Below are 25,856 nucleotides of genomic sequence, written 5' to 3'. Positions count from 1 at the left end.
AACCGCCAAGGCCGTGCGGAACGTGATCGATCCGCATGGCTGGGATCGCGGCCGAGCCGGTCGTCCGGCTCCTCCTCACGGGGGTGCTGTGTCTCGTCCCGACGCTCGCGTTTCTCGGGTTGCTTCGCCTCCTCGACCGGCTCCGAAACGACGTGCTCATCGAGCACACGATGCGGATGGCCGCGGAGGAGGGCGCGACCGCGGAGGACGCAGTGCTGCGGATGGACCCGGCCGCCACGGTCGACGCCGGCCGATCGCGAGCGAGCGGCTCGCCGACGCGCGCACCTACGGCGGACGAGCGCGACTGGGACGACCCACGCCGGACCCCTAGACTCGTGCTGTGTTCCGCCTGCGCGACGCTCCGCTCGCCTCGCCCGGGGGCGTGTCCGACGTGCGGAGCGTCGCTCGACGAGGCCGCCGATAACTCCGTCGTAGACGGCGGCCCCCGCGACTCGTGACCCGAGGTTAGTCCGCCTCGAACTTCTGGGGGGAGCCGGCCATTGCCGTGAACCGCTCGGCGCCCGCGCGGGTGCCTTTCGCGATGAGCACGTCGCCGGCGCGCAGCTGCGTCCCCGCGCCCGGCGAGACGATCCACTCGCCGTCCTCGTCGTCGGCTGATTCGCCGTCGCCGTCGTCTCCGTCCACGTCGTCGCCGTCGCCCCCGTTCCCGTGACCGCGACGGACGGCGATAACGCGCATACCCGTCTCGGTCTTCACTTCCCGGTCGCCGAGCGTCGCGCCCGCGAGCTCCGAGCCCGCGACGACGACCGTGCGAACGATGACCTCGTCGGACTCCTCGACGGCCTCCGCGACGACCGGGTGCGCTTTCAGCCCGCGAAGGACGCCCTCGCTGATATCGAGGGCGGCGTCGCTGATCACCTCGGTCGCCGACGCGAGGTGCACCAGTCCCCGCAGCGACACCGGGTCGTCGACGCGGGCGGCCGCCTGGAGCGTCCACGCCTCGAAGCGGGACTGCAGGGCGTCCACCTCCGCCTCCAACTCGGCGACCTCCTCGGCGACGCCGCGGCTGTCGAACAGCACGGCGCCGTAGGCCAGATCGACCGCGAGCTCGCTCATGTTCTTCATCAGGACGATGGAGTCGACGGCGCGTTCGAGGTCCTCGACTGCGGGATCCGGCGCCTCGAGCGGCTCGTACGCCTCCCCGGAGGCCGCCTCGTACACCTCCCGAAGCCCCTCTTCGAACCCCCGGAGGATCAGCGTATCGCCCGCCCGGAGGTCCGTGTCTCGGTCGGGATTGGTGATCCAGCGGGCCTTGCCGGTCGCCTGCTCGCGGCGGACGGCGATGACGCGGACGCCCGTCTCGGTCTCCATGTTGATGCGGACGAGCGTCCGCCCGACGTACGATGAGTCGTCGGCCACAGGGACGCGCACGAGCGTCTCGACGGCCTCCGGCAGCGCGGCGCGCATCGCGTCGGGTAGGCCCACCTCCTCGAGCACGACCTTCGCGATGTCGCCCGCGGCGTCGCTGATCTTCTCCGCGGCGCCGATGACGCCCAACACGGGCGCCAGGTCCTCGACGTCCTCCGGCGAGCGCGCGGCCATCATCACGCTCATGCGCGCCTGCAACTGGAGCACGTCCATCCGCGATTCGAGCGTCAACACCTCCGCGGCGAGGTCGGGACTCCCGTGGAGCACCGCCGAGTACGACAGGTCGATGAGCAGCTCCGCGGTGTCTTTCATCTCGGCCAATACGGCCTTCACGCTCACCGGCTCGTACTTGACGGGCTCGTCTCGGTGCATCCGATCGTGTGGCGGTTCGACGGGCCGGCGGAAAAGGATTGCTCGGGCGACTACTCCCGGTCGGCGTCCCGGAACAGTCGGTAGGAGGTGCGGCCGACGGCGACGTCCTTCTGATCGCCGTCGGGAGCGACGCTGGAAACCAGCGTGTCGGTGAACCCCATCGAACCGCCGGTGCGCAACACCTCCGCCTCGACGCGGAGGTCGTTGGTGGCGGGCCGGAGGTACGTGACGTTGAGGTCGGTCGTCGCCAGGGACCCGGTCGTCGGGTCGTCGAACGTCGACCGCAGGGCGAACCCGGAGGCGGTGTCCACCAGCGTCGCCGCGATACCGCCGTGGATCGAGCTAACCGGCGATCCGGGGTTGACCAGCTTCTCGTCGTACGGAACGGACATGACGATCCGACCGCGGTCGAGCTCCTCGACGGTCAGATCGAGCCACGAGAGGAAGCCGTGGCTCTCGATGAACGCCTGCAGCAGGTCGACGTGGTCGGCGTCGATCGGGTCGGATCCGTCGGTCGGGCCCTCGTGCATATCCGGAGCACTGCCGGCGGCGTACTTCACGGTTCGGTTCGGTCCGCCCCGATTCGGTCTCCGGCGGCTCGATCGTCCGCGGGCGCTCAGTCCTCGCCGGCGGCGCCGTCGATATCGCCCACCCTGGTCTCGGCGGGCGGCGCGTTCCCGTTCTCGTTGCCGCCCTCGCCGAAGCCGGCCGAGAGGATGCGGGTGAGCGCCTCCTCGACCTTCTCGTCGGTCTCCTGGATGTCGTCGGGAGCGACCTCGATCACGTAGCCGGTGGTGATGTTCGGCGCCGTCGGCAGGAACACGACCTCGCGGCCGTCGTTCGTCGTCTTCCCGGTCTTGAACGCCGTCATCCGCATCCCGTTCCACGGCTCCAGCTTCACGGGCGTCTGGAGGTCCTCGGTTCCCGTGAGCGCCGTTTCGACGGCCAGCTTCGAGGCGTTGTAGATGACGCGCAGCCCCGGAACGCGGTTGATCGTGTCGTCGAGGATCCCCTCGGCGAACCGCCCGGCGGTCGTCCGCATGAGGTACCCCGCGGAGAACACCAACAGGATGAACACCACGAGTGCGGTGAGCACCTCGGCGAACTCGTACACGGCGAGGTACTGGGGGTCCGGGTTCTCCGGTGTGATCGTCGGGACGAACGGGAGCGCCGACAGGAGGGTGTACAACCAGTTCGCGACGAAGAGGATGACGAGAAGCGGCGTGACCACGACCAGCCCGCTCGCGAAATCGCGCTTCCACGTGGACATTCGGAGTTCGTTCGTCGTTCGGGGACGGGGGCATATCAGCCCTTCTACACGGCTTCGACGCGCGTGCTGGGGGTCGTTGTGCCCGGAGGTCGCTGCTGCAGCGTCGACCGCGGCCGCTCACACGCCGAGGACTGCCCGGAGGGCGAACAGGGCGTTCCCCTTGCGTTCGCGCACGCGACGATAGAAGTACGAGAGCCACTTGTCCCCGTAGGGTGCGTACTGCCACGTCTCGACCCCCTCGCTCGCGAGCCGCCGCTGTTCGTCCTCGCGGACCCCCATGAGCATCTGAACCTCGTAGTCGGCGCCGTGCTCGGCCGACAGTTCCGCCGCGAGCGCGATCATCGCCGGGTCGTGGCTGCCGACGGCGATGCCGTCGTCGCGCTCCTTGAACAGGAACTCGAGATCTTCCCGGTACGCCTCGTTCACGTCGGCCTTGTCGGTGTACGCGATCGATTCGGGCTCGTCGTACGCACCCTTCACGAGCCGGATCTTCCCGGGCACGTCCGCCAGCCGGTCGAGATCCGACCGAGTGCGACGGAGGTTCGCCTGCACGCACTGCCCGACGCCGCCGTCGAACTCGCGGGCCAGCGTCTCGAACCCGTCGAGCGTCGCGTCGGTCGTGTCGGCGTCCTCCATGTCACACCAGACGAACACGTCGTGTTCGTCGGCGACCTCGACGACCCGTCGGAAGTTCTCGCGGAACACCCCGTCGCCAATGTCGATGCCGAGCTGGGAGGGCTTCACCGAGACACAGGCGTCCAGGTTCGTTCCGCCGATATCTCGGATCACGGAGGCGTACGCCTCGACGTCGCCGTCGGCGTTCGCGCGGTCGTGGTAGTGCTCGCCGAGGAGGTTGAGGATCACCTGCACGCCGTCCTCGTTGGCGCGGCGGACGTGGTCGAACGCCGCCGCCGGCGTTTCGCCCGCGACGAAGCGGCTGGCGATGGGCGGGATCATGTCGATGGCAACGCTTGCCGGTCGCGTGTCTTGAGTTTCGCGGATCCGGCGCGGCTCCCGAACCGGGCCGCTGGCGGGTTGACGGCGCGGAGGGACCGCCGTCGTTCGCCCCACGCCGGCGTCCCGGAACCCCGCCCACTTAACATCGAACGCGAACCAGCCGCATCCGATGACCGCACTGGTCGGACTCGTCGCGGGCGCGCTGTGGGCGATGTTGCCGGCGTACGTCCCGAACAACGCCGCCGTACTCGCGGGCGGGGGCGCGCCGATCGACGGCGGACGGACGTGGGACGGCCGACGCGTGCTCGGCGACGGAAAGACGTGGCGCGGCACCGCCGTCGGCACGGTCGTGGGCGTCGCGCTCGCGCTCGCGCTCAACGCGGTCGCCGGCCCCGTCGGCGCCGCCGCCGGGGTCGACCTGCCGACGTTCCCGCCGCTGGCGGCGCTCGGGCTCGCGCTGGGCGCGATGCTCGGCGACATCGGCGCCTCGTTCCTCAAGCGCCGGTCGGGTCGCGAGCGGGGAGCTTCCTTCCCCGGGCTCGACCAACTCGACTTCGTCGTCGGCGCGCTCGCGCTCGCGCTCGCGCTCGCCCCCGCGTGGACGCTCGCGACGTTTACGCTGGAACGCCTCGCGGTCGTGCTCGTCGCGACGCCGCTGTTGCACGTCGTCACGAACGTCATCGCCTACGTGATCGGCGTGAAGAACGAGCCGTGGTGACGATGCGGTGAGCGACGACACGCGACGCCCACCCCGAACTCACGCGTGAGAATCGGGGCGGTGCGGTTTTGAGGGATCCCCGCGGCGGTCCGGACGTGAGCGAACCGGACGCGGCTGAGTTGAGCGATCCTCCCGAGGGTGTCGAAGAGGAGGACGAGCTGTCGCCACGCGAGCACGTCCGGGTCATGTTTCCGAGTATCGCGATGGCGTTCATGCTGCTCGCGGCCGCCAGCGTCGCCGGGATCGGCGGCGTCGTCGCGACCGGGCTCGGCGGCGAACCGATCGACCGACCCGAGGGGTTCTCGTTCAGGGTCGACGCCGACGGCGACGACACGGCCATCGTGGTCTCCCATCGTGACGGCGTCGTGCCCTCCGAGGAGCGCGTCGTCGTCGTCGACGAGGCCGGAACGAAGGTGCCGTGGACGGACCTCCGGACCGACGAGGGCGAGGCGCGGATCACCGGGCGCAGCGCGCTCGCGTGTCCGACACAGGGGGCGACGTATCGCGTCGTTTTCGAGGGGCGCGCGGCCGACCACACCGTCGGCGCCTACGAGGTCGACGCGCCGATCCCCGCGAGCGTCGTCGAGCGGTGTGAGGCCGCCAACTGACCGAATACGGCGGCGACGCCGACACCGCGGGGAGGAAGTCCGTCCCCCACCGGGGCGGGCACTCGCGTCGGCCGCGGACCGATAGCCTTTCGCGGCGTCGCGCGCCTCCCTCGGGTATGAGCGACTCCACCGACGACGCCGTCGCCGACGCGGAGCTGATCGCCGCGCTTCGGGACGCGGAGGCCGTCCTGTTCGGCGAGTTCGAGCTCTCCCACGGCGGGACGAGCGACTACTACGTCGACAAGTACCGCTTCGAGACGGACCCCACGTGCTTGGGACTCGTCGCCGAGGCGTACGCCGAGCGCGTCGGCGACGCGACGCTCGCGGGCGTCGCCCTCGGCGCTGTCCCGCTGGTGGCCGCGACCGCCGTCGAGACCGGCTCGCCGTACGTCATCGTCCGGAAGGCCGCCAAGGAGTACGGGACCGGAAACCGCATCGAGGGGACGTTCGACGAGGGCGAGGAGGTCGTCGTCCTCGAGGACATCGCCACGACCGGGCAGTCCGCGCTCGACGCCGTCGAGGCGCTGCGCGAGGCGGGTGCAACCGTGAACAAGGTGCTCGTCGTCGTCGACCGTGAGGAGGGGGCCGCGGAACTGCTCGCCGACCACGACGTCGAACTGGAGTCGCTGCTGACGGCGACGCGGCTCCTCGAAGACAGATAGCGGCTCATCGAGCGTCGTCTCTCCGGATTCGGTCCTGCTGTGCCGTTTCTGCTGACCTTCTCTGCGGGATTCCGCTTCTTCATCGCGGTAGCCCGCGGGCGTCCGCGGACGCGAAATGAGGTAGCCACACATACGCAAGTCTGGTAGATCCCTTCGTGATTGAATCCGAAGTGTTCATACTTGCACGAACGAGCATAGATCTATGAACAGGGCCGAGAAGGCCGCCCTGCAGTTGCAGGCGGTCGCCGTGTTGCGGACGCTGAAGGAGACGCGAACATACGACGAGCTTGCGGAGGTGACCGGGCTGCCGGCGGGCGATCTGAACCGCTACGTCAACGGGCACGTTCTTCCCGGGGCCGAGCGCGCCCAGGAAGTCGTCGGCGGCATCGGTCGTGAAACGCTCGCGGCTGAACTGGAGGCGCGCATCCGCTTCGACGACGAGGGCTACGTCGACAACTCCGGCGTCGTGTTCGACCAGCCGTTCCTCGACTTGGTGGCGCCCGTCGCCGCCGAGTCGTTCGAGTTCGAGACGCCCGACGTGGTGCTCACGGCCGCGACCGACGGGATCACGCTGGGTGCCGCCATGGCGAGTCACTTCGACGCCCGCGTCGCCTACGCGAAGAAGTCGAAGGAGACGGCCGTCGAGGAGTTCATCGAGTCGCGTCAGCGTCTCGCCAGCGGCATCGAACTCACGTACTACCTCCCCGCGGGCGCCATCGACGCCGGCGAGTCCGTGCTCGTCGTCGACGACCTCATCCGGTCGGGCGAGACGCAGGAACTCCTGCTCGACATCGCCCTGCAGGCCGACGCCGAGGTGGCGGGCGTGTTCACGCTCATCGCCGTCGGCGATGAGGGAACCGAGCGGGCCGCCGAGATCACCGATGCTCCGGTCGGGGCGTTGACGCAGTTCGAGTAGGGGGGACCGCCCGCGAGCGTCCGATCGGCGTCGCGGTCGGACCGCTGTCTCGATCGAACCGCCGTCGCAACCGAGCCGCGGTCGCGACTGACCCGTCGAAATTGTGATGCGTTCTTCTCAAAAAAGTATCCAGATATATGTATATATTGGCGAGGTAAAGCCGAATGGTTAAGTAAAGTATGCACAAGTGTGGCGGCATGGGGCTGCAACAGCAGTTGGCGGAGTACTTCGAGTTCGACGAGCTCGGAACGGACCTCCGGACCGAGGTCGTGGCCGGGATATCCACGTTCCTGACGATGAGTTACATCGTCTTCGTGAACCCGAGCATTCTCGTCGGCATCGAGGGCGAGAAACCGGGAATCATTGTCGACGGCGTCTCGTACGCGCAGACGATTCAGATGGTCGCGGTGGTGACGCTCATCGCGGCCGCGGTGGCGACACTGATCATGGCGTTGTACGCGAAACGCCCCTTCGGGCAGGCGCCCGGGCTCGGGCTCAATGCCTTCTTCGCGTTCACCGTCGTCGGCGCGCTCGGCGTACCGTGGGAGACGGCGCTGGCGGCCGTCGTCGTCGAGGGGCTCCTCTTCATCGCCCTCACCGCCGTCGGCGCCCGCGAGTACGTCATCAACGTCTTCCCGACGCCGGTGAAGCTCGCGGTCGGGACCGGGATCGGCCTGTTCCTCGCCATCATCGGACTGGACGCGATGCGCATCGTCGTGGACGACCCCGCGACGCTCGTGACGCTCGGGGCGATCGCCTCCGACCCCGTCGCGATCGTCTCGGTCCTCGGACTGTTCCTCACGTTCGGGCTGTACGCCCGCGGCGTCACGGGCTCGGTCGTCGTCGGCATCCTGTTCACGACCGTGCTCGGATACCTCGCGGCGCAGTTCGGCTTCGGTTCGCCCGACGCGCTCGTCGGCAACCTCACGGCGCAGGCGACGTACGACATCTCGCCGCTGGCGGGGGCGTTCGTCACCGGCCTGCAGGACGTCGACGCGTTCGTCTTCTCGCTGATCGTGTTCACGTTCTTCTTCGTCGACTTCTTCGACACCGCCGGCACGCTCGTCGGCGTCTCACAGGTCGCCGGCTTCCTGGACGAGGAGGGAGACCTGCCCGACATCGACAAGCCGCTGATGGCCGACGCCGTCGGCACCACCGTCGGCGGGATGCTCGGCACCTCGACGGTGACGACGTACATCGAGTCCGCGGTCGGCGTCGAGGAGGGCGGTCGCTCCGGGATGACCGCGCTCGTCGTCGCGCTGTTGTTCCTCGCGGCGCTGGCGGTCGTCCCCCTCGCGGCGGCCATCCCGCTGTACGCCAGCCACATCGCGCTGGTCGTCATCGGCGTCGTGATGCTGCGCAACGTCGTCGAGGTCGCGTGGGACGACCTGACCGCCGCCATCCCCGCCGGTATGACGGTGCTCGTCATGCCGTTCACCTACTCGATCGCGTACGGTATCGCCGCCGGCATCATCACCTACCCGCTCGTCAAGCTCGCCGCCGGCCGCGTCGACGAGACACGGCCGGGGCACTGGGTGCTCGCGGGCGCGTTCGTCGTGTACTTCTTCGTCCGGACGAGCGGCGTCCTCACCGGCGCGATCTGACTCGACCGGGACGCTTCGGCCCGACGGCGGAGCCGGTCGTTCGGGCTCGAACCTTCCCACGTCGCTGTGATAGAGCACAAGAGTTTCCACCTCGCACCACTCCTTCCGGAGTATGGCTTCCTCCCTCCCCGTCTCTAAGCGGACGGCCGCCCGGGCGCTCGTCGCGCTGGTCGTGCTGGGGCTGTTCGCGCCCGCCGCCGTGCAGGCGATCTCGCCGAGCGACACCGGGACGCCAGGCACTGTCGGGCTCGAAGCCGGCACGATCTCCTCGGAGGCGAACGGCTCCACCGTCGTCGCGATCCAGGGCTTTCACTTCCAGGGCCAGGGCAATCAGAAGAAGCCCGCCCGCCTCGTGCAAGTGACGCCCAACGGCTCGACCGACTGGGTGTACAACGGGTCGAACCAGAACGCACGGTGGTTCTACGACGTCGACCCGCTTCCGAACGGGAACCTGCTCGTCGTCGGGACGAACCCCGACGGTACGGTCGTCGCGGAGATCAACCGCGAGACGCGCGAGCCGGTGTGGACCGAGCGCTTCGACTTCAAAGACACCCACGACGTGGACATGCTGCCGAACGGAAACCTCCTCATCGCGAACATGCGCAACTGGAACGAGGAGGAGCAGCGCTCGGACGACCGAATCCTCGTGTACAACCGGTCGACCGAGGAGATCGTCTGGGAGTGGACGTTCCGCGAGCACTACCCGAACTCCACGGACGGCGGGTTCAACGAGGACTGGACACACGTCAACGACGTCGACCGCGTCGCCGAGGGGCAGTACCTCGTGTCCCCCCGTAACTTCGATCAGGCGATCGTGGTGAACCGCTCGACCAACGAGATCGACTACCGCCTCGGCAGCGACGACAACTACGACGTGATGCACGAGCAGCACAACCCGGACTGGCTCGTCAGCGAGGACGGTAATCCCACGGTCCTCGTCGCCGATTCCGAAAACGACCGGGTCGTCGAGTACGAGCGCCGCGACGGCGAGTGGGTCAAGACCTGGGAGGTCGGCACCGGCCAACTGGATTGGCCTCGCGACGCCGATCGGCTGCCGAACGGGAACACGCTCATCACCGACTCGCTGAACCACCGGGTCATCGAAGTGACGCCGCGCGGCGAGATCGTCTGGGAGTACTACGCCACGTGGGGTCCGTACGAGGCCGAGCGGATCGGCACCGGCGACGAGTCGAACGGCCCGACGATGGCCGACCAGGGCGTAACCGGGAGCTACCAGATCTACGGGTCCGCGGGACTCATCGAGGGAACGGGAGATTCGCTCACGTTCGCCGCCGCCGTCCAGAACACCTTCGCCGGAACGGTCCTCGCCGGTCCCGCGGTCGCGTTCGCGGACACCTGGTCGGGCGTGACGCCGTGGATCCGTCCCGTCTGGATGGGTTCGTGGCAGTTCGCGGGCGCCGTGGCCGGGCTGGTCGTTCTCCTCGGCTGGGCGTTCGGTGAGGTCTTCGCCGCGCGCGAGGCGATCGGACGCGGCGTGCGCAGGGCGGCCCGAAACGTTCGCGCTCGCTGAATAGCCGTCGACCGGAGCCGTCCCGACCGCCGGCTCGCCGCGTTCGCTTCGCTCGCTCCCTCGATGGCACGCTCAGTCGGCGGAGCGGCACGGAGACCGCCCCGCCGTGCTCCGTCGTCTCGCTGCGTTCGCTCCGCTCACTCGCTCGACGACCTCGGTGCTGGACGGCTCGGCACAGGGACCTCGCCGTCGTGGTCCGTTGGCTCTGTCGCTCGCTCCCTCGACAACGCCTCCGACGCCTGCGTTCCGCAAACACCTTATATCGACGTGGGCAAACCCACAGACGACGAGTATCCATGCCGAGACCCGAAGTTCTCGAACGCGTGAAGGAGGCCGAAGCCGATGCCGAGGAGATCGTCGCCGAGGCTGAGGCCGACCGCGAGGCGCGGATCTCGGAGGCCCGGTCGGAGGCCGACGAGATCGTCGCCGAGGCCGAAGCCGAGGCCGACCGCATCGAGCAGGAGCGCCTCGACGAAGCACGCGAACAGATCGAGGAGAAGCGAGAGGAGACTATCGCGGCGGGCCGCCGCGAGCGGAACGAACTCGTCGACGAGGCGAGCGACCGGATAGACGAGGTCGTCGAGTTCGCGGTGGAACGGTTCGAGGAGGCGGTACATGCTCAGGCCTGAGCGGATGAGCAAGGTCTCGGTGACCGGCTCCAAGGCGTACATGGAGTCGGTCGTCGAGGCGGTTCACGAGTTGAACCTCCTGCACGTCACCGAGTACGGCGGCGGCTGGGAGGGGTTCGTTCAGGGTAATCCCCAGTCGGGCGCGGAGGGCGCGGCCGAGAAGCTGGTCACCGTTCGCTCGCTGAAATCCATGCTCGGCGTCGAGGACGACGACGCGGGGCCGACCCGCGTGCTCGACGACGACGAGCTGGCGGCCGAACTCGAGGAGCTTCGCGAGGAGGTCAACGCCCTCGACGACCGGCGCGACGAGATCCGCTCGCAGCTCCGCTCCGTCGAGGAGCGCATCGAGGCGATCGAGCCGTTCGCGAAGCTGGGCATCGACCTCGACCTGCTGCAGGGGTACGACTCCATGCAGGTCGCAGTCGGCGAAGGTGACCGCGACAGCATCGAGCGCGCCATTCTCGACGCGTCCGCGCTCACCGAATACCAGATATTCGGTGACGATGTGCTCGCTGTCCTCGCACACCCCGAGCGCGACGCCGACGAGAACGCGCTCGCCGACGCGCTGGTGAACGCCGAGTTCACCGCCCTCGAAGTGCCCGACGTCGAGGGCGAGAACGTCTCGCCGGAGGCGTACGTCGGCGACCTCGAACGCGAGCGACAGTCGCTGGAGTCGGACCTCGAGTCGGCCGAGGGCGAACTCGACTCGATGCGGGCGGACGCGGCCGGCTTCCTGCTGGCCGCCGAGGAGAAGCTCGCCATCGAGGTCCAGAAGTCGGAGGCTCCGCTGTCGTACGCGACGACGCGCAACGCGTTCGTCTCCGAGGGATGGATCCCCACCGACAGTTACACGGAGTTCAAGTCGGCGGTGCAGGAGGCTGTCGGCAGCCACGTCGAGGTCGAGGAGATCGAGCGGGCCTCCTTCGGCGCCGACGGCGAGGTGCAGGTCCGCGAGGACGTGCCGCCGTCGGTGGAGGAGGCGGGCCCCGACGAGGGCGTCGAGGCGAACGACGAAGCCGAGGCCGAGCAGCGACGCGCCGTCGCCGACGGCGGCGGCAACGTCGTCATGCGTGACGACGAGCCGCCGGTCGTGCAGGACAACCCCGGGCTCGTCTCGCCGTTCGAGGTGCTCGTGCAGGCGGTCGGGCGCCCGAACTACCGCGAGTTCGACCCGACGGTCGTGCTGTTCCTCACGTTCCCGGCGTTCTTCGGGTTCATGATCGGCGACCTCGGGTACGGGATCCTCTACGGGCTCATCGGCTACTACCTGTACTCGAACTTCGACTCGCAGGCGTTCAAGTCCATGGGCGGCGTCACCATCGCGGCCGGGATCTTCACCGCGGTGTTCGGCATCCTGTACGGCGAGTTCTTCGGGCTCCACCTCATCTCCACGTACTTCTGGGAGGGCGTGGTCGGCCTCCACAGCGCGCCGATGCACAAGGGACTCCAGCCGGCGGACCTCTACTGGGCGCAGGCGTGGCTCGTCATCTCGACGCTCGTCGCGCTCGTTCACCTCAACGTCGGCTACGTCTTCGGCTTCCTCGAGGAACTCGAGTTCCACGGGGCGAAGGCGGCGATCACTGAGAAGGCCTCGTGGATGTTGGGCATGAACGGCCTCTGGCTGCTCGTGTTCAGCGAGGCCGCGGCCGGTACCGCGCCCGAGTTCATCTACACGGTGTTCGACGGCGTCAGCTCGGACGCCCCCGCGGCGTTCGCGCTCGGCTTCAGCGGCTTCCCGGCCGTCGTCGGGTACCTCGGGTTCGCGATGTTCCTCCTCGGCGCCGCCCTGCTCGTGGTGGGCGCGCCGGCGGAGATCCTCGAGATCTTCGACGTGCTCGTGAACGTGCTGAGCTACACCCGGATCGCCGCGGTGCTGCTCGCCAAGGCGGGGATGGCGTTCGTCGTCAACCTCCTGTTCTTCGGCGTGTACGAGACCGAGGGCGAGTACCACTACATGCTCTCGCACGGGCCCGAGTACTACGCCGCCGAGTACGGCGCCGAGGCGATCCTGTTCCCCGGGCTCGCCCACGGCGGCGTGGCGGCGCTCGTCGGCGGGCTGCTCATCCTGGTGATCGGGCACGTCCTCGTGCTCGCGCTGGGCGTGACCTCCGCCGGCCTGCAGGCCGTCCGCCTGGAGTACTACGAGTTCTTCTCGAAGTTCTTCGACGGCGGCGGCACGGAGTACGAGCCGTTCGGCCGCGTCCGTCGGTTCACTGCCGACGAGTAAACGGACCGATCCGTCGGTCCGATTCCGGCTCGTTTTCGGCCGCGACCGTCGCGGGATAGTGTGGGTCGTTCACACGCCCAGCGACGCGTCACACCCCCGTATTCCGGCCTCTCGTCGCTCGTTTTGGGAACCTTTATGCACTCCACAGGTGCAACAACGACTTGTCCGGAGTTAGGCAATCCGCCTACCGAATACCATGCTCGAAATCGCACCCGAAGTCGGCAACGTTGTACTGCAGGATGGATCCAGTTCCCCCGCCCTTACCGCCAACGCGGCGGCGGCGCTCGCGGTGGGCCTCGCCGCGTTCGGTGCGGGCTACGCGGAGCGCGGCATCGGTTCGGCCGCGATCGGGGCCGTCGCCGAGGACGAGGACCTGTTCGTGTCCGGGCTGATCTTCACGGTCCTCCCGGAGACCCTCGTCATTCTCGCACTGGTCACCATCTTCCTGGTCTAAACCGCTTCCTCCCTTTCATCATGAGTTTGGAGACTGTCGTCGAAGACATCCGTGACGAAGCCCGCGCGCGTGCGGAGGACATCCGCGAAGAGGGCGAGGAGCGCGCCGGGGGGATCGTCTCGGAGGCCGAGGAGGAGGCCGAACGAATCGTTCAGGAACGAGAACAGCAGGTCGAGCGGCAGATCGAACAGGAGCGCGAGCAGACGCTCTCGGCAGCGAAGCTCGAGGCGAAACAGGAGCGGCTCGAGGCACGCCGCGACGTGCTCGCCGACGTGCGTGAGCAGACCGAAGCGGCCATCGTCGATCTGGAGGGAGACGAGCGCGAGGAGCTGACCCGTACGCTGCTCGACGCCGCAGCCGTCGAGTTCGAGGACGACGAGTCGGTCGCGGTCCGCGGGCGGGCGGACGACGAGGAGCTGCTGGCCGATATCCTCACCGACTACGACGGTTGGTCGTTCGTCGGCGAGCGCGACTGTCTCGGCGGCGTCGTCGTTGAGAGCGAGGAGTCGCGCGTCCGTGTGAACAACACGTTCGACTCGGTCCTCGAGGCGGTCTGGGAGGACAACCTCAAGGAGCTGAGCGACCGACTGTTCGACGATGAGTAGTTACGCCGGCACGTCGAACCCCGAGTACGTGAACGCCCGCGTCCGATCGCGGCGGGCGTCGCTGTTCGAGGAGGACGACTACCGGAAGCTGGTCAGGATGAGCCCGGCGGAGATCGCTCGGTTCATGGAGGAATCGCCGGCGTACGAGGAGGAGATCAACGCGCTCGGGTCGCGGTTCTCGGGCGTCGACCTCATCGAGTACGCGCTGAACGCGAGCCTCGCCGAGGACTTCGAGGACATCCTCCGTTGGTGTGAGGGTGAGCTGTACGGGCACGTCGCCCGCTACCTCCGGAAGTTCGACGTGTGGAACGTGAAAACCGTTCTGCGGGGCATCTACTCGGACACCGAGCGCGAGGCCGTCGCCGACGACCTCATCCGCGCCGGCGAGTTCGACGACCGGCTGCTCGATCGGCTGCTCGACGCGGGCAGCATCGAGGAGGCCGTCGAGGCGCTGTCGTCGACGGTGTTCGGCGACGCGCTCGCGGACGCCCTCGACGACTACGAGTCGGAGGGCGTACTGGTGCCGCTTGAGAACGCAGTCGACCGCGCGTACTACGACCTGCTGCGAACCGACGACCTCTCCGGCGAGGCCCTGTCGGAGTATCGCGAGTTCCTGGAGGCTGAGATCGACTTCCGCAACGCGATCAACGCGCTGCGGCTGGCGCGCTCGGGGGCCGACCTCGACCCGTCGGAGTACTTCATCGAGGGCGGCGTCCTGTTCTCGGCGGCCGAACTCCAGCAGTTGGTGTCCAACACCGACGAACTGGTCGCTAACATCCGCGAGTCGCGGTACGGCGACCGGCTCTCCGACGCGCTCACCGAACTCGAGGGGGCCGATAGCCTCATCGCGTTCGAGCACGCGCTGGAGGCGGCACTGCTCGAGTACGCGGACTCGCTCGGGCTGATCCACCCGCTGTCGGTGACGCCCGTCGTGTCGTACGTGCTCGCGAAGGAGCGCGAGGTCGACAACATCCGCGCCATCGCGCGGGGCAAGGAGGCCGGCCTCGGCCCCGAGGAGATCGAATCCGAGTTGGTGATTATATGAGTCAGGAGATCGCGGTAATCGGCAGTCCCGAGTTCACCACCGGATTCCGGCTCGCCGGGGTCCGCAAGTGCGAGAACGTCCCCGACGACCGGAAGGACGACCGCCTCGACGAGGTGGTCGAGGAGACGCTCGCGGACGACGGCGTCGGGATCGTCGTGATGCTCGACGAGGACCTCGAGCACCTCTCGCGGACCGTCCGTCGGGACGTGGAGGGCAGCGTGGAACCGGTGTTGGTCACCCTCGGCGGCGGCGCCGGGAGCGGCCTACGCGAACAGATCAAGCGAGCCATCGGGATCGACCTGATGGACGAGGACGAGTGAACACATGAGTCAGGCAAGCGAAACCGAGACGACCGAAGGAACCGGACGCATCAAGAGCGTGAGCGGCCCGGTCGTGAAAGCTGTCGACCTCGACGCCCGGATGAACGACGTCGTCTACGTCGGCGACGAAGGACTGATGGGCGAGGTAATCGAGATCGAGGGCGACGTCACGACCATTCAGGTGTACGAGGAGACCTCCGGGGTCGCCCCCCGGGAGCCCGTCGAGAACACGGGCGAACCGCTCTCCGTGGACCTGGGCCCGGGTATGCTGGACGCCATCTACGACGGCGTGCAGCGCCCGCTCGACGTGCTGGAAGAGAAGATGGACAGCGCGTTCCTCGACCGCGGGGTCGACGCGCCCGGCATCGACCTGGAGAAGAAGTGGGAGTTCACTCCCGAGGTCGAGGCCGGCGACAGCGTCGAGGCCGGCGACATCGTCGGCGTCGTGCCCGAGACGGTCACCATCGACCACAAGGTCATGGTGCCGCCGGGCTACGAGGGCGGCGTCGTCGAGAGCGTCGAGGAGGGCGAGTTCACCGTGGACGAGCCGATCGTCACGCTCGAGAACGGCGAGGAGGTCACGATGCACCAGGAGTGGCCGGTCCGCGAGAAGCGACCGACCGTCGAGAAGCGAACGCCCCGCGAGCCGCTCGTGTCGGGCCAGCGCATCCTCGACGGCCTCTTCCCGATCGCCAAGGGCGGTACCGCGGCGATTCCCGGGCCGTTCGGCTCCGGGAAGACGGTTACTCAGCACAGCCTCGCCAAGTTCGCCGACGCCGACATCGTCGTCTACGTCGGCTGCGGCGAGCGCGGCAACGAGATGACCGAGGTCATCGAGGACTTCCCCGAACTGGAGGACCCGAAGAACGGGAACTCCCTGATGGCCCGCACCTCGCTCATCGCGAACACCTCGAACATGCCCGTCGCCGCCCGCGAGTCGTGCGTGTACACCGGCATCACCATCGCCGAGTACTACCGCGACATGGGGTACGACGTGGCGCTGATGGCCGACTCCACCTCGCGGTGGGCGGAGGCCATGCGCGAGATCTCCTCCCGGCTGGAGGAGATGCCCGGCGAGGAGGGGTACCCCGCGTACCTCGCCGCCCGCCTGGCGGAGTTCTACGAGCGCGCCGGCTACTTCGAGAACCTCAACGGCACCGAGGGATCGGTCTCCGCGATCGGCGCGGTCAGCCCGCCCGGGGGCGACTTCTCCGAGCCGGTCACCCAGAACACGCTGCGCATCGTGAAGACGTTCTGGGCGCTGGACGCCGACCTCGCCGAGCGCCGGCACTTCCCGGCGATCAACTGGAACGAGTCGTACTCGCTGTACCAGGACCAGCTCGACCCGTGGTTCAAGGAGAACGTCGCGGAGGACTGGGCCGAGCGGCGGCAGTGGGCCGTCGACACGCTCGACGAGGAGGGCGAACTCCAGGAGATCGTCCAGCTCGTCGGGAAGGACGCCCTGCCGGAGGACCAGCGGCTCATCCTCGACGTGGCGCGGTACCTGCGTGAGGGCTACCTCCAGCAGAACGCCTTCATCGACGTGGACATGTACTGTCCGCCCGAGAAGACGTACGCGATCCTCACGACGATCCAGACGTACAACGACGAGGCGTTCGACGCGCTCGACGCGGGCGTCCCCATCGAGGACATAACCGCCATCGACGCGGCGCCGAAGCTCAACCGGATCGCCACCCAGGAGGACTGGGAGGCGTTCGTCGAGGAACTGAAAGCGGAGATCACCGAGCAGATCCGTTCGCTCTACTGAACAATGAAAGAGTATCAGACAATCACGGAAGTCAGCGGCCCGCTGGTGTTCGCCGAGGTCGACGAGCCCATCGGCTACGACGAGATGGTCGAGATCGAGACGCCGAGCGGCGAGACGAAGCGCGGCCAGGTCCTCGAAAGCGAGGACGGCATCGTCGCGATCCAGGTGTTCGAGGGAACGACCGGTATCGACCGCAACGCCTCGGTCCGGTTCCTGGGCGAGACGCTGAAGATGCCCGTCACCGAGGACCTCCTCGGTCGGGTGATGGACGGCTCCGGCAACCCGATCGACGGCGGCCCGGAGATCGTGCCGGACGAACGACGCGACATCGTCGGCGCCGCGATCAACCCGTACAGTCGGGAGTACCCCGAGGACTTCATTCAGACGGGCGTCTCGGCGATCGACGGGATGAACACGCTCGTGCGCGGCCAGAAGCTCCCGATCTTCTCGGGCTCGGGTCTGCCACACAACGACCTCGCGCTCCAGATCGCCCGCCAGGCGACCGTTCCGGAGGAAGCGGGCGAGGGCGACGACGACGAGTCGGAGTTCGCGGTGATCTTCGGCGCGATGGGCATCACGCAGGAGGAGGCCAACGAGTTCATGCAGGACTTCGAGCGGACAGGCGCGCTGGAGCGCTCGGTCGTCTTCATGAACCTCGCGGACGACCCCGCAGTCGAGCGGACGGTCACGCCGCGGCTCGCGCTGACGACCGCGGAGTACCTCGCGTTCGACAAGGGGTACCACGTGCTCGTCGTCCTGACGGACATGACGAACTACTGTGAGGCGCTGCGAGAGATCGGTGCGGCCCGCGAGGAGGTGCCCGGTCGCCGTGGCTACCCCGGGTACATGTACACCGACCTGGCGCAGCTGTACGAGCGCGCGGGTCGTCTCAAGGACCGCGAGGGCTCGGTTACCCAGATCCCGATCCTCACGATGCCGGGCGACGACGACACGCACCCGATCCCCGACCTGACGGGGTACATCACCGAGGGGCAGATCATGATGGACCGCCCGCTGCACAGTCAGGGCATCGAGCCGCCGGTGAACGTGCTGCCGAGTCTCTCGCGACTGATGGACGACGGTATCGGCGAGGGCCTCACCCGCGCCGACCACGCCGACGTGTCCGACCAGATGTACGCGGCGTACGCGGAAGGTGAGGACCTCCGTGACCTCGTGAACATCGTCGGCCGCGAGGCGCTCTCCGAGCGCGACAACAAGTACCTCGACTTCGCGGACGCCTTCGAGGAGCGATTCGTCCAGCAGGGCTTCGACACCAATCGGACGATCGACGAGACGATCGAACTCGGCTGGGACCTGCTGTCGACGCTGCCGAAGACGGAGCTCAACCGCGTCGACGAGGACCTCATCGAGGAGCACTACCGCGAGGACGTGGCCGCGACAGACGCAGAGGCCGAGGAAGTCTCCGCGGACTGAGCGCACCGCTGCTCGCTCGTTTTTCCGACCGTACGATCGACCGCTTGCGACGGATAGCCGCTACACAGTGACCGGGATCGCGGGTTGGATGAGTGACCCACCTGCGCCCTCGCGCGTGCACGGCGACTAACAAGGATTAACACCCTCGCCGCGCAACGCTCGTGTAAGACTATGGCGAACGACGTCAAACCGACCCGGAAGAACCTCATGGAGATCGAGGACCGGATCGACCTCTCCGAGCGGGGCCACGACACGCTCGAACAGAAGCGCGACGGGCTCATCATGGAGTTCATGGACATCCTCGATCAGGCACAGGACGTCCGTGACAAACTGGAGACCGACTACGACACGGCCCAGGAGAAGATCAACAAGGCGCGCGCGATGGAGGGCGACGTGGCCGTCCGCGGCGCCGCCGCGGCGCTGAAGGAGCACCCCGAGATCACGACCCAGTCGAAGAACATCATGGGCGTGGTCGTCCCGCAGATCGAGTCCTCGAAGGTGCGGAAGGACCTCGACGAGCGCGGCTACGGCGTGCTCGGCTCCTCCGCCCGCATCGACGAGGCGGCCGACGCCTACGAGGAGCTGCTGGAGTCGATCATCCTCGCGGCGGAGGTCGAGACGGCGATGAAGAAGATGCTCAAGGAGATCGAGACCACCAAGCGCCGCGTGAACGCGCTGGAGTTCAAGCTCCTGCCCGACCTCAACGAGAACAAGGAGTACATCGAGCAGAAGCTCGAGGAGCAGGAACGCGAAGAGATCTTCCGCCTCAAGAAGATCAAAGCGAAGAAGGAAGAAGAAGAGAAGGCCGAGGAAGCTGCCGAGGAGGCGGCCGCAAAGGCCGAGGCGGAGGCGATCGAGGCCGGCGTCGCCGAGAGCGACGACTGACGTCGCGCCGCTCGTCTCCCCACCGTTCGCCGACGCCCCGGATTTTATATCGGTTCGCCCGCGACGCCGCGTATGACCTGTCCCCGCTGCGACACCGTCGTCGTCACGTTCCCCGTTCTTGAGGCCCTCCGTGCACACGCGCCCGAGCAAGCCGCAGCGGCGAGCATCTGTCCCCACTGTCTCGCCGTCGACGCCGTTGACGGCGGCGGGGTCGCTGACACCGACGAGGACGCGGCGACCGCCGGTGACGCCGCCCCAGAGTTCGATCGCGTCCACGAGTCGTTCCCTAGCGGCGACGGCGGCGTGGCGTTCGCGCTGCTGATCGGCACGCTGCCGTCCATCGCGCTGAACAAGGCGTCCGCGCGTGCGCTTCGCGAGCACGCCGAGCGCGAGGGCGTCGACACCGCCCTCGCGTTCGACCGGTTGATCGAGGCGGTTCGCGAGGCGGAACTCGTCCCCGGCTTCGATCTCGAACGGCGGGTTCACCAGCTCGACTCCCTGTTGGACGGTCACTGACCGGGCGAGCTGAACGGCAAGACGTATCCCGGAGGTCGGCCTCCGACCCGAACGAGAACCGATGGACAGCGACACGACCGGGAGCCTTCTCGTACTCGCGTCGGCGGCCGCCTTCGGCACGCTCGGCGTGCTCGGCGAGGTGGCGTTCCGGGCGGGACTGTCCGTGCCGTCGACGCTCGCGCTCCGATTCGCCGTCGGGTCGCTCGTCCTCTGGGCCGGATTGCTCGGCTATCGGGTGGCGACCGGGGGCACCGCTCCCGCGCTCGGGTTGCCGACCCGCGAGATGCTCACCGCGATCGTGTTGGGTGCGGTCGGCTACGCGGGCGTCAGCTACGGCTTCTTCGTCGGCGTGGAGCGAATGAGCGCCGGGCTCGCGGCCGTACTCCTGTACACGTACCCGCTGTTCGTCGTCGCGCTCGCGGCGGCCTTCCTCGACGAGCGGGTGGGGAGAAGAACGGTCATCGCCGCGGGACTGACCCTCGGGGGCGTGGTCCTCATCTCCGGGACCGGGACGAGCGCGTTCGACCCCGTCGGCGCGGCCGCGACGGTCGCGGCCGCGGGGCTGTACGCGGCGTACATCGTCGTCTCGCGGGTGACACTGGAGACGACCGACGAGCGCGTGCTTACCGCCTACGTCGCCCCGGCGGCCGCCGCCTCACTGACGCTCGTGGCAGCGCTCACCGACGCGATCACGCTCCCGGCGACGGCCGCCGGCTGGGGGGCGGTCGTCGCGCTCGGCGTCGTCGCGACCGCGTTCGCGATGTTCGCGTTCTTCGCGGGACTGGCGCGCGTCGGCGCCGGGCGGGCGGGCGTGCTCTCGACGACGGAGCCGGCGGTGGCGGTCGCGTTGGGCGCCGCGTTCCTCGGTGAGTCGGTGACGCCGCCGATGGTCGCGGGCGGCATGCTGGTGGTCGGCGGCGTCGTGCTGGTCCAGACCGCCGGCGAGTGAGGCCCGGGAAGAGAGCGGGGGAAGGGAAGGAGACAGAAAGAGAAACCGGAGAAGAGGAGAGAGACCGGAGAAGAGACGGGAAGGGGGACCGCGGGGAAATCGAACCGACGGGTCGGCTTACACGCCCGTCGAGTAGCGGAGAATGCCGGCGACGCCGCCGAAGGCGTCCATGAGCTGGTCGCCCTTCTCGAAGTCGGTGGAGATGAACTTCGTCTCGGTGCCGCGCTGCTCGGCGATGTCGATGAGGTGCTCGACGACGTCCTCGCGCTCGCCGGCGTCGCTCGCGGGGACCGTCTCCCCGCACTCCTCGCACTCGTGCTCGGGCGTCGAGTGGCGCCGTTCGACGACCTCGCGCTCCTCGTGGCCGTTCGGGCAGGTGTAGGTGACGACGTCGTCGTGGAGGTCCTCCGACAGGAGCAGGCGCTCGACCGAGCCCATGATCAGGTTGCGGCGGGTCTCCTCGAAGCCGTAGGTGGCCTTGTCGCCGCTGTGGAGGTTCTCGAAGAACTCCTCCATCTCCCGCTTGTCCTTCATCACCTCCTGGTCGGCGAGCACCTCGCTCGCGGAGTCGACCAGGTCGTACAGGCCGGACTCGTCGGTGTAGGCCACGTCGAACTTCCCGATCACGTGGTCCTGCAGCTCGTGGTGGAGGTAGTCGCCGTCGAGGAACTCGTCTTTCGTCGGCGACGGGCCGCCCACGAGGATCCCCTCGATGTCGTGGCGTTTGTCCACCATCAGGTCGTTCGCCATCCCCGCGACCTCCTGGTAGAAGTTGTCGATGGCCTCCAGGCGGAGGCGGGCGAACCGCTGTGCGGACTGGCCACCCTTCCGCTGCTTGCCGGGAACCAGCGAGGAGGCCGACTTGACGGGCTCGACGCGCTTGCCCTTGAGCCAGCCGACGTTCGCCTCCCGCCGGTCGAGGACGATGAGCCCGAACAGGCCCTTGTCGGTCATCATGTCCTCCAGCGGCTGGGTGAGGAAGTCCGAATCGCAGTGGTACCGGAACGACTGAATGGGCTCGGGCGGCGACTCCAGCACCTTGGTCACCATGTCGGTCTGGCCGCCGCCGGAGTCGACTGCGCCCGAGAAGATGACGATCCCGTTGTCGGGCGGGTACACGTCGTAGTAGCGGAGGCGGTCCTTGATGCTGGTGAGCGCGTCCTGCACGGCCGTCCGCGTCTGTTTGGACTTGATGTTGGACGCCTCGCTGTGCTCCTGGGTGACGTGGGCGACGACGTCCGATATCTGCTTGTCGTCGGGGATGTAGATCGTGACGAGTTGGGTCCCCGAGCCCTCGAAGTCGTCGAGTTCGTCGAGGACCTTCCGGAACTCGTACTTCCGTCGGTCCTCGCTCGGTTGGCCCTCTTGGGCGTCGCTGCTCATTACGGGCTACTAGGCCCTCCGCGGGGTAAGTACCTGTTGAATACCCGGGTGAGGAGACCCACATTTATCACGTGTGACCGCCGTAGCCACGGTAAATGCCGAAGATCTACGCCGTCGCGAGCGTCAAAGGGGGGGTCGGCAAGACGACCACGGCCGCCAACCTCGCGGCCACGCTCGCGGCCGCCGGCTACGAGACGGTCGCCGTCGACGCCGACCTCGGGTCGGCCAGCCTCGGCCCGTCGCTCGGGGTCGAACCGGGGGCGGTGACGCTTCACGATGTGCTCGCGGGCGAGGCCGACCCCGCCGAGGCGACCCGCAAGGGACCGCACGGCCTCGCGGTGCTCCCGGGGGGCGACAGCCTCGAACACTTCCGGAAGGCCGAGCCGGGGGAGATCGTCGACGTGCTCGAAGCGATCACGGGCGCGGACTACGTGATCGTCGACACGGGCGCCGGCTTGACCCACCAGACGGCGCTTCCGCTGTCGGTCGCCGACGGCGTCCTCCTCGTGTCGACGCCGACGCGCGACGGGCTCGCCAACACCCGCAAGACGCAGGACCTCACCGAGAAGCTCGGCGGCGAGGTCGTCGGCCTCGCGCTCAACGAGGCCGAGGGCGACGAGGACACCGGCGACATCGACGTGCCGGTGCTCGGCGCGATCCCGGACGACCCGCTGGTCGCCGAGGCGCAGGCGGCCGGTAGCCCCCTCTCGGCGTACGCGCCCGACAGCGACGCCGCGGCGGCGTACCGGTCGCTTGCCTCCTCGCTCATCGGCGAGCCGATCCGCCCGGCGGTCACTCCCGACAACGCCGAGACGGCACCCGAGGATCCCGAGTACGACGCGGCGGTCGCCGCGGACGAACACCCCGAGGCCGCGCTCGACCTGCCGGAAGTGGACGACGAGTCGGAGGCGGTCGCCGAGTCGGGAACGGGTGACGCCGAGGCGGAGATAGGGGAGGAGGAGACGGATGCCGAGTCGGGGGAACCGGACGACCCGACCGCCGAACCCGACACGGCGAACGCGACAGCGGAGGCGGCCGCGACGGAGGCCGAGGTGGGCACGGACACCGAGACGGACACGGACGCCGCCGACGCGGACGCCGAATCCGGGGTCGACGCGGATGCCGAGACCGAGGTCGACGCGGATACCGAAGTCGAGACTGACGCGGACCCCGACGTCGACGACGCGGTCATTCTGGACGACGACGACGCTGACAGCGACGAGGACGCGGAGGACGACGCCGCGACGGCGGCTCGAAGTACGGTGCTCGAGGACGACGAATACGGTCCCGAGCGGGGCGATCAGGAGGAAACGCCGACGGTCGAGGACGCCGAGTCGGGCGAGTCCGCGGAGATCGGCGAGGACGTGATCCCGTTCGCTCAACAGAGCAAGGAGCGAACCGAGCAGGCGAAACAGCAAGAGTCGGAAAACGACACGGACGACGAGGACGACGACCGCGACGACCGAAACGGCGGTGGCTTCTTCGGCCGGCTGTTCCGGTCGTCGTAGCGGTCCGTGGGACTCGAATCGGGAGTTTCTTTTCGTCGCCCCCGCCTCTCACGAGTATGAGCGAAGCAGGCAACGACTCCGTGCCGATCTGGTGGATCCTCGTCTTCATCGTCCTCGCGCTCGGGCTGGGCGCTATCGCGGTGCTCTCGGTCGGCGGGAGCCTGATCACGCCGCCGGGCGCGCTGCTGCCGCTGGCAGCGTAGCCGAGCCGTGATCTGAGAACGGAAACGAGAGTGGCGGCTGCGGCGTTCTTCCCTTCTCACATCGACTCGGGCGCCTCGACTCCGAGCACGTCGAGCGCGTTCGCGACGGTGTGTCGCGCGGCGGCGACGAGCGCGAGGCGGGCCTCACGGGTCGCCTCGTCGTCGGCGGTGAGCACGGGGCACTCCCGGTAGAAGGCGTTGAACGTCTCGGCGAACTCGCGGGTGTAGGTGGCGACGCGGTGTGGCTCCAGATCCTCGGCCGCCCGCTCGACGACGGCGGGGAAGTGCGCGACGACCTTCAGCAGGTCGCGCTCCTCGGGCGTCGACAGCGTCTCGGGATCGACGGCGGCGTCCGGTGCCAGCCCCTCGTCTCCCGCCTCCGCGACGATCCCGCAACACCGCGCGTGGACGTACTGCACGTACGGCGCCGACTGCGCCTCGAAGTCGAGCGCGCGGTCCCACTCGAAGGTGATCGACTTGGTCGGCTGCTTGCTGACGATGTCGTAGCGGACGGCGCCGATGCCGACCTGCCGGGCGATGCGGTCGACGTCCTCGTCGGCGAGGTCGTCGTCGCGGATGCGGTCGTCCATGCGGCGCTCGACCTCCTCGCGGGCGCGGTCGATCGCCTCATCGAGCAGGTCGTCTAGGTTGACCGCCGTGCCCGCGCGCGTGGACATCTTCCCTTCGGGGAGGTTAACGTACGAGTAGAACGTCGACTGCAGGCGGTCGGTGTCGTTGCCGAGGAGCTCGAGCGCGGCCTGCAGCTGGCCGGCCTGGAGCTTGTGGTCCTCGCCGAGCACCGTCACCGCGCGGTCGTAGTTCTCGAACTTCCACTCGTGGTGTGCGAGGTCGCGGGTGGTGTACAGCGAGGTGCCGTCCGAACGAAGGAACACGAGCTTCTTCTCGTAGCCGTACCCCGAGAGGTCGACCTGCCAGGCGCCCTCCTCGAGGACGGACTCGTCGAGGTCCTTCAGGCGTTCCGCCACGTCGTCACTGGAGCCGTCGCGGATGAAGCGCGTCTCCTTGACGAACTCGTCGAACGCGGCCGGGAGGCGGGCGAGCGACTCCTCCATGCCCGCGAGCACGGTGTCGACGACCTCGCCGACGCGCTCGTACGTCTCCTCGTTGCCGGACTCGAGCCCCTGGAGGATCGACTGGATCTCGTCTTCGGCGGCCTCGACTTCCGCCGCCTCCCCCTCCTCCAGCACCTCGTTACCCTTGCGGTAGTAGCGCACGAGGTCGTAGTCGTCCTTCTCGCGGGCCGGTTCGGGCAGCTCCGACTCGTCGAACGTCTCGTAGGCCCACGTGAAGATCGCCATCTGGCGGCCGGCGTCGTTGACGTAGTAGTGGCGGTCCACGTCGTAGCCGGCGTAGTCGACGGCGTTGGCGACGGCGTCGCCGATGATCGGGTTGCGCGCGCGCCCGACGTGGACGGGGCCGGTCGGGTTCGCGGAGGTGTGTTCCACGACGACCGACTCGTCTCTCGGCGGGAGCCGACCGTACTCGGCGTCGCGGGCGGCGTCGAGCGTGTCAGCGAGGTACGCCTCGTCGACGAAGAAGTTCACGTACGGGCCGTTGGTGTCGACGCGCGCGAGGTACTCCGTGGCCGTCACGTCGACCGCCTCGGCGACCTCGGCGGCGACCTGCGGCGGCGGGGCGCCCGCCTCGCTGGCCAGCCGGAACGCGACGCTGGAGGCCAGCGTCGCGTCGACGCCGTCGGGCGGGTCCTCGATGCCGAGGTCGTCGGTCGGATAGCCGAGCTCGGCGAGCGCGTCCGTCAGCGCCGCCGCCACGGCCGACCGGAACTGTCTGAACATGCGCGTGGCTTCCCCCGCCGCCGATAAATGGGTTTCCGAACCGTACCGTCGACGGTGTCGCCGACGGCGTCCGCGATCGTCTCCGA

General features: G+C 68.4%; 26 protein-coding genes. 20 read left to right on the top strand and 6 right to left on the bottom strand.

What is annotated here, in order from left to right; genetic code table 11:
* Positions 1-35 precede the first annotated feature (35 nt).
* Positions 36-458: a hypothetical protein gene (locus ABJD39_RS03720; RefSeq protein WP_348612269.1), complete on the top strand. Its 423-nt coding sequence runs from the start codon at positions 36-38 to the stop codon at positions 456-458.
* Positions 459-465: 7 nt separating this feature from the next.
* Here the strand turns inward: ABJD39_RS03720 and ABJD39_RS03715 are convergent, their stop codons facing one another.
* From ABJD39_RS03715 to ABJD39_RS03700, 4 genes are all read right to left on the bottom strand, one after another.
* The gene (locus ABJD39_RS03715; protein WP_348612267.1) at positions 466-1,761 is read right to left on the bottom strand and encodes a potassium channel family protein; all 1,296 of its coding nucleotides are present in this window, start codon (positions 1,759-1,761) and stop codon (positions 466-468) included.
* A gap of 50 nt (positions 1,762-1,811) precedes the next feature.
* Positions 1,812-2,291 carry a PaaI family thioesterase gene (locus tag ABJD39_RS03710; RefSeq protein ID WP_348612265.1) on the bottom strand — a complete coding sequence of 160 codons (480 nt, stop codon included), beginning with the start codon at positions 2,289-2,291 and terminating at the stop codon, positions 1,812-1,814.
* 86 nt (positions 2,292-2,377) lie between these two features.
* The gene (locus tag ABJD39_RS03705; RefSeq protein ID WP_348612263.1) at positions 2,378-3,031 is read right to left on the bottom strand and encodes a DUF502 domain-containing protein; all 654 of its coding nucleotides are present in this window, start codon (positions 3,029-3,031) and stop codon (positions 2,378-2,380) included.
* A gap of 117 nt (positions 3,032-3,148) precedes the next feature.
* Positions 3,149-3,988: a proline dehydrogenase family protein gene (locus ABJD39_RS03700; protein WP_348612261.1), complete on the bottom strand. Its 840-nt coding sequence runs from the start codon at positions 3,986-3,988 to the stop codon at positions 3,149-3,151.
* Positions 3,989-4,157: 169 nt separating this feature from the next.
* On the opposite strand from ABJD39_RS03700, the gene ABJD39_RS03695 reads away from it, so the two are divergent.
* The 17 genes from ABJD39_RS03695 (at position 4,158) to ABJD39_RS03615 (ending at position 20,859) form a co-directional block, all read left to right on the top strand.
* On the top strand, positions 4,158-4,706 hold the full coding sequence (locus tag ABJD39_RS03695; protein WP_348612259.1) for a CDP-2,3-bis-(O-geranylgeranyl)-sn-glycerol synthase: 549 nt from the start codon (positions 4,158-4,160) through the stop codon (positions 4,704-4,706).
* A gap of 95 nt (positions 4,707-4,801) precedes the next feature.
* Positions 4,802-5,314: a hypothetical protein gene (locus tag ABJD39_RS03690; protein ID WP_348612257.1), complete on the top strand. Its 513-nt coding sequence runs from the start codon at positions 4,802-4,804 to the stop codon at positions 5,312-5,314.
* 116 nt (positions 5,315-5,430) lie between these two features.
* Complete coding sequence (gene pyrE / locus ABJD39_RS03685; protein WP_348612255.1) at positions 5,431-5,976, top strand: orotate phosphoribosyltransferase; 546 nt, start codon at positions 5,431-5,433, stop codon at positions 5,974-5,976.
* A 202-nt stretch (positions 5,977-6,178) separates the two neighbouring features.
* Entirely contained in the window at positions 6,179-6,892 is a 714-nt protein-coding gene (locus tag ABJD39_RS03680; RefSeq protein WP_348612253.1) for a phosphoribosyltransferase family protein, read from the top strand.
* A 197-nt stretch (positions 6,893-7,089) separates the two neighbouring features.
* Complete coding sequence (locus ABJD39_RS03675; RefSeq protein WP_348612251.1) at positions 7,090-8,496, top strand: NCS2 family permease; 1,407 nt, start codon at positions 7,090-7,092, stop codon at positions 8,494-8,496.
* Positions 8,497-8,608: 112 nt separating this feature from the next.
* Complete coding sequence (locus ABJD39_RS03670) at positions 8,609-10,027, top strand: aryl-sulfate sulfotransferase (protein ID WP_348612249.1); 1,419 nt, start codon at positions 8,609-8,611, stop codon at positions 10,025-10,027.
* 296 nt (positions 10,028-10,323) lie between these two features.
* Positions 10,324-10,656: an ATP synthase archaeal subunit H gene (gene ahaH / locus ABJD39_RS03665; RefSeq protein ID WP_222607050.1), complete on the top strand. Its 333-nt coding sequence runs from the start codon at positions 10,324-10,326 to the stop codon at positions 10,654-10,656.
* On the top strand, positions 10,643-12,883 hold the full coding sequence (locus tag ABJD39_RS03660; RefSeq protein ID WP_348612247.1) for a V-type ATP synthase subunit I: 2,241 nt from the start codon (positions 10,643-10,645) through the stop codon (positions 12,881-12,883). Before ahaH ends, ABJD39_RS03660 begins: the two co-directional genes overlap by 14 nt.
* 196 nt (positions 12,884-13,079) lie before the next feature.
* Entirely contained in the window at positions 13,080-13,337 is a 258-nt protein-coding gene (locus ABJD39_RS03655) for a hypothetical protein (RefSeq protein ID WP_284061700.1), read from the top strand.
* 20 nt (positions 13,338-13,357) lie between these two features.
* Positions 13,358-13,942, top strand: coding sequence for a V-type ATP synthase subunit E (locus ABJD39_RS03650; protein WP_348612245.1), 585 nt, complete (start codon positions 13,358-13,360; stop codon positions 13,940-13,942).
* Positions 13,935-14,987, top strand: a complete 1,053-nt coding sequence (locus ABJD39_RS03645; protein ID WP_348612243.1) for a V-type ATP synthase subunit C — start codon at positions 13,935-13,937, stop codon at positions 14,985-14,987. Before ABJD39_RS03650 ends, ABJD39_RS03645 begins: the two co-directional genes overlap by 8 nt.
* Positions 14,984-15,307 carry a V-type ATP synthase subunit F gene (locus ABJD39_RS03640; protein ID WP_348612241.1) on the top strand — a complete coding sequence of 108 codons (324 nt, stop codon included), beginning with the start codon at positions 14,984-14,986 and terminating at the stop codon, positions 15,305-15,307. The genes ABJD39_RS03645 and ABJD39_RS03640 overlap by 4 nt, the downstream gene beginning before the upstream one ends.
* A 4-nt stretch (positions 15,308-15,311) precedes the next feature.
* Positions 15,312-17,075 carry an ATP synthase subunit A gene (locus ABJD39_RS03635; RefSeq protein ID WP_348612239.1) on the top strand — a complete coding sequence of 588 codons (1,764 nt, stop codon included), beginning with the start codon at positions 15,312-15,314 and terminating at the stop codon, positions 17,073-17,075.
* Between the two features lie 3 nt (positions 17,076-17,078).
* Positions 17,079-18,509 carry an ATP synthase subunit B gene (locus ABJD39_RS03630; RefSeq protein WP_348612237.1) on the top strand — a complete coding sequence of 477 codons (1,431 nt, stop codon included), beginning with the start codon at positions 17,079-17,081 and terminating at the stop codon, positions 18,507-18,509.
* 171 nt (positions 18,510-18,680) lie between these two features.
* Entirely contained in the window at positions 18,681-19,394 is a 714-nt protein-coding gene (locus ABJD39_RS03625; RefSeq protein WP_348612235.1) for a V-type ATP synthase subunit D, read from the top strand.
* 72 nt (positions 19,395-19,466) lie between these two features.
* The gene (locus ABJD39_RS03620) at positions 19,467-19,910 is read left to right on the top strand and encodes a DUF6276 family protein (protein WP_348612233.1); all 444 of its coding nucleotides are present in this window, start codon (positions 19,467-19,469) and stop codon (positions 19,908-19,910) included.
* Positions 19,911-19,971: 61 nt separating this feature from the next.
* A complete protein-coding gene (locus ABJD39_RS03615) occupies positions 19,972-20,859 on the top strand; it encodes a DMT family transporter (protein ID WP_348612231.1) in 888 nt (295 codons plus the stop codon).
* A 117-nt stretch (positions 20,860-20,976) separates the two neighbouring features.
* Here ABJD39_RS03615 and prf1 read toward each other — a convergent pair whose 3' ends face one another.
* Entirely contained in the window at positions 20,977-22,242 is a 1,266-nt protein-coding gene (prf1, locus tag ABJD39_RS03610) for a peptide chain release factor aRF-1 (RefSeq protein ID WP_348612229.1), read from the bottom strand.
* A gap of 95 nt (positions 22,243-22,337) precedes the next feature.
* On the opposite strand from prf1, the gene ABJD39_RS03605 reads away from it, so the two are divergent.
* Both ABJD39_RS03605 and ABJD39_RS03600 read left to right on the top strand, forming a co-directional pair.
* A complete protein-coding gene (locus tag ABJD39_RS03605) occupies positions 22,338-23,750 on the top strand; it encodes a MinD/ParA family ATP-binding protein (protein WP_348612227.1) in 1,413 nt (470 codons plus the stop codon).
* A gap of 56 nt (positions 23,751-23,806) precedes the next feature.
* Positions 23,807-23,953: a hypothetical protein gene (locus ABJD39_RS03600; RefSeq protein ID WP_348612225.1), complete on the top strand. Its 147-nt coding sequence runs from the start codon at positions 23,807-23,809 to the stop codon at positions 23,951-23,953.
* Between the two features lie 56 nt (positions 23,954-24,009).
* Here ABJD39_RS03600 and argS read toward each other — a convergent pair whose 3' ends face one another.
* Complete coding sequence (gene argS / locus ABJD39_RS03595; protein ID WP_348612223.1) at positions 24,010-25,770, bottom strand: arginine--tRNA ligase; 1,761 nt, start codon at positions 25,768-25,770, stop codon at positions 24,010-24,012.
* Between the last annotated feature and the right edge of the window lie 86 nt (positions 25,771-25,856).

This window comes from Halobaculum rarum, from assembly GCF_040025155.1.
In the GTDB taxonomy this organism is placed as follows: domain Archaea; phylum Halobacteriota; class Halobacteria; order Halobacteriales; family Haloferacaceae; genus Halobaculum; species Halobaculum rarum.
The sequence above is the reverse complement of the archived record's forward strand: the minus strand, read 5'-3'. Positions and strand labels throughout refer to the sequence as shown.

Bases quoted from the DNA above. Each gene is read 5' to 3' on its own strand.
- ABJD39_RS03720 (WP_348612269.1), top strand. From the start codon at position 36: ATGGCTGGGATCGCGGCCGAGCCGGTCGTCCGGCTCCTCCTCACGGGG.
- ABJD39_RS03715 (WP_348612267.1), bottom strand. From the start codon at position 1,761: ATGCACCGAGACGAGCCCGTCAAGTACGAGCCGGTGAGCGTGAAGGCC.
- ABJD39_RS03710 (WP_348612265.1), bottom strand. From the start codon at position 2,291: ATGCACGAGGGCCCGACCGACGGATCCGACCCGATCGACGCCGACCAC.
- ABJD39_RS03705 (WP_348612263.1), bottom strand. From the start codon at position 3,031: ATGTCCACGTGGAAGCGCGATTTCGCGAGCGGGCTGGTCGTGGTCACG.
- ABJD39_RS03700 (WP_348612261.1), bottom strand. From the start codon at position 3,988: ATGATCCCGCCCATCGCCAGCCGCTTCGTCGCGGGCGAAACGCCGGCG.
- ABJD39_RS03695 (WP_348612259.1), top strand. From the start codon at position 4,158: ATGACCGCACTGGTCGGACTCGTCGCGGGCGCGCTGTGGGCGATGTTG.
- pyrE (WP_348612255.1), top strand. From the start codon at position 5,431: ATGAGCGACTCCACCGACGACGCCGTCGCCGACGCGGAGCTGATCGCC.
- ABJD39_RS03680 (WP_348612253.1), top strand. From the start codon at position 6,179: ATGAACAGGGCCGAGAAGGCCGCCCTGCAGTTGCAGGCGGTCGCCGTG.
- ABJD39_RS03675 (WP_348612251.1), top strand. From the start codon at position 7,090: ATGGGGCTGCAACAGCAGTTGGCGGAGTACTTCGAGTTCGACGAGCTC.
- ABJD39_RS03670 (WP_348612249.1), top strand. From the start codon at position 8,609: ATGGCTTCCTCCCTCCCCGTCTCTAAGCGGACGGCCGCCCGGGCGCTC.
- ahaH (WP_222607050.1), top strand. From the start codon at position 10,324: ATGCCGAGACCCGAAGTTCTCGAACGCGTGAAGGAGGCCGAAGCCGAT.
- ABJD39_RS03660 (WP_348612247.1), top strand. From the start codon at position 10,643: ATGCTCAGGCCTGAGCGGATGAGCAAGGTCTCGGTGACCGGCTCCAAG.
- ABJD39_RS03655 (WP_284061700.1), top strand. From the start codon at position 13,080: ATGCTCGAAATCGCACCCGAAGTCGGCAACGTTGTACTGCAGGATGGA.
- ABJD39_RS03650 (WP_348612245.1), top strand. From the start codon at position 13,358: ATGAGTTTGGAGACTGTCGTCGAAGACATCCGTGACGAAGCCCGCGCG.
- ABJD39_RS03645 (WP_348612243.1), top strand. From the start codon at position 13,935: ATGAGTAGTTACGCCGGCACGTCGAACCCCGAGTACGTGAACGCCCGC.
- ABJD39_RS03640 (WP_348612241.1), top strand. From the start codon at position 14,984: ATGAGTCAGGAGATCGCGGTAATCGGCAGTCCCGAGTTCACCACCGGA.
- ABJD39_RS03635 (WP_348612239.1), top strand. From the start codon at position 15,312: ATGAGTCAGGCAAGCGAAACCGAGACGACCGAAGGAACCGGACGCATC.
- ABJD39_RS03630 (WP_348612237.1), top strand. From the start codon at position 17,079: ATGAAAGAGTATCAGACAATCACGGAAGTCAGCGGCCCGCTGGTGTTC.
- ABJD39_RS03625 (WP_348612235.1), top strand. From the start codon at position 18,681: ATGGCGAACGACGTCAAACCGACCCGGAAGAACCTCATGGAGATCGAG.
- ABJD39_RS03620 (WP_348612233.1), top strand. From the start codon at position 19,467: ATGACCTGTCCCCGCTGCGACACCGTCGTCGTCACGTTCCCCGTTCTT.
- ABJD39_RS03615 (WP_348612231.1), top strand. From the start codon at position 19,972: ATGGACAGCGACACGACCGGGAGCCTTCTCGTACTCGCGTCGGCGGCC.
- prf1 (WP_348612229.1), bottom strand. From the start codon at position 22,242: ATGAGCAGCGACGCCCAAGAGGGCCAACCGAGCGAGGACCGACGGAAG.
- ABJD39_RS03605 (WP_348612227.1), top strand. From the start codon at position 22,338: ATGCCGAAGATCTACGCCGTCGCGAGCGTCAAAGGGGGGGTCGGCAAG.
- ABJD39_RS03600 (WP_348612225.1), top strand. From the start codon at position 23,807: ATGAGCGAAGCAGGCAACGACTCCGTGCCGATCTGGTGGATCCTCGTC.
- argS (WP_348612223.1), bottom strand. From the start codon at position 25,770: ATGTTCAGACAGTTCCGGTCGGCCGTGGCGGCGGCGCTGACGGACGCG.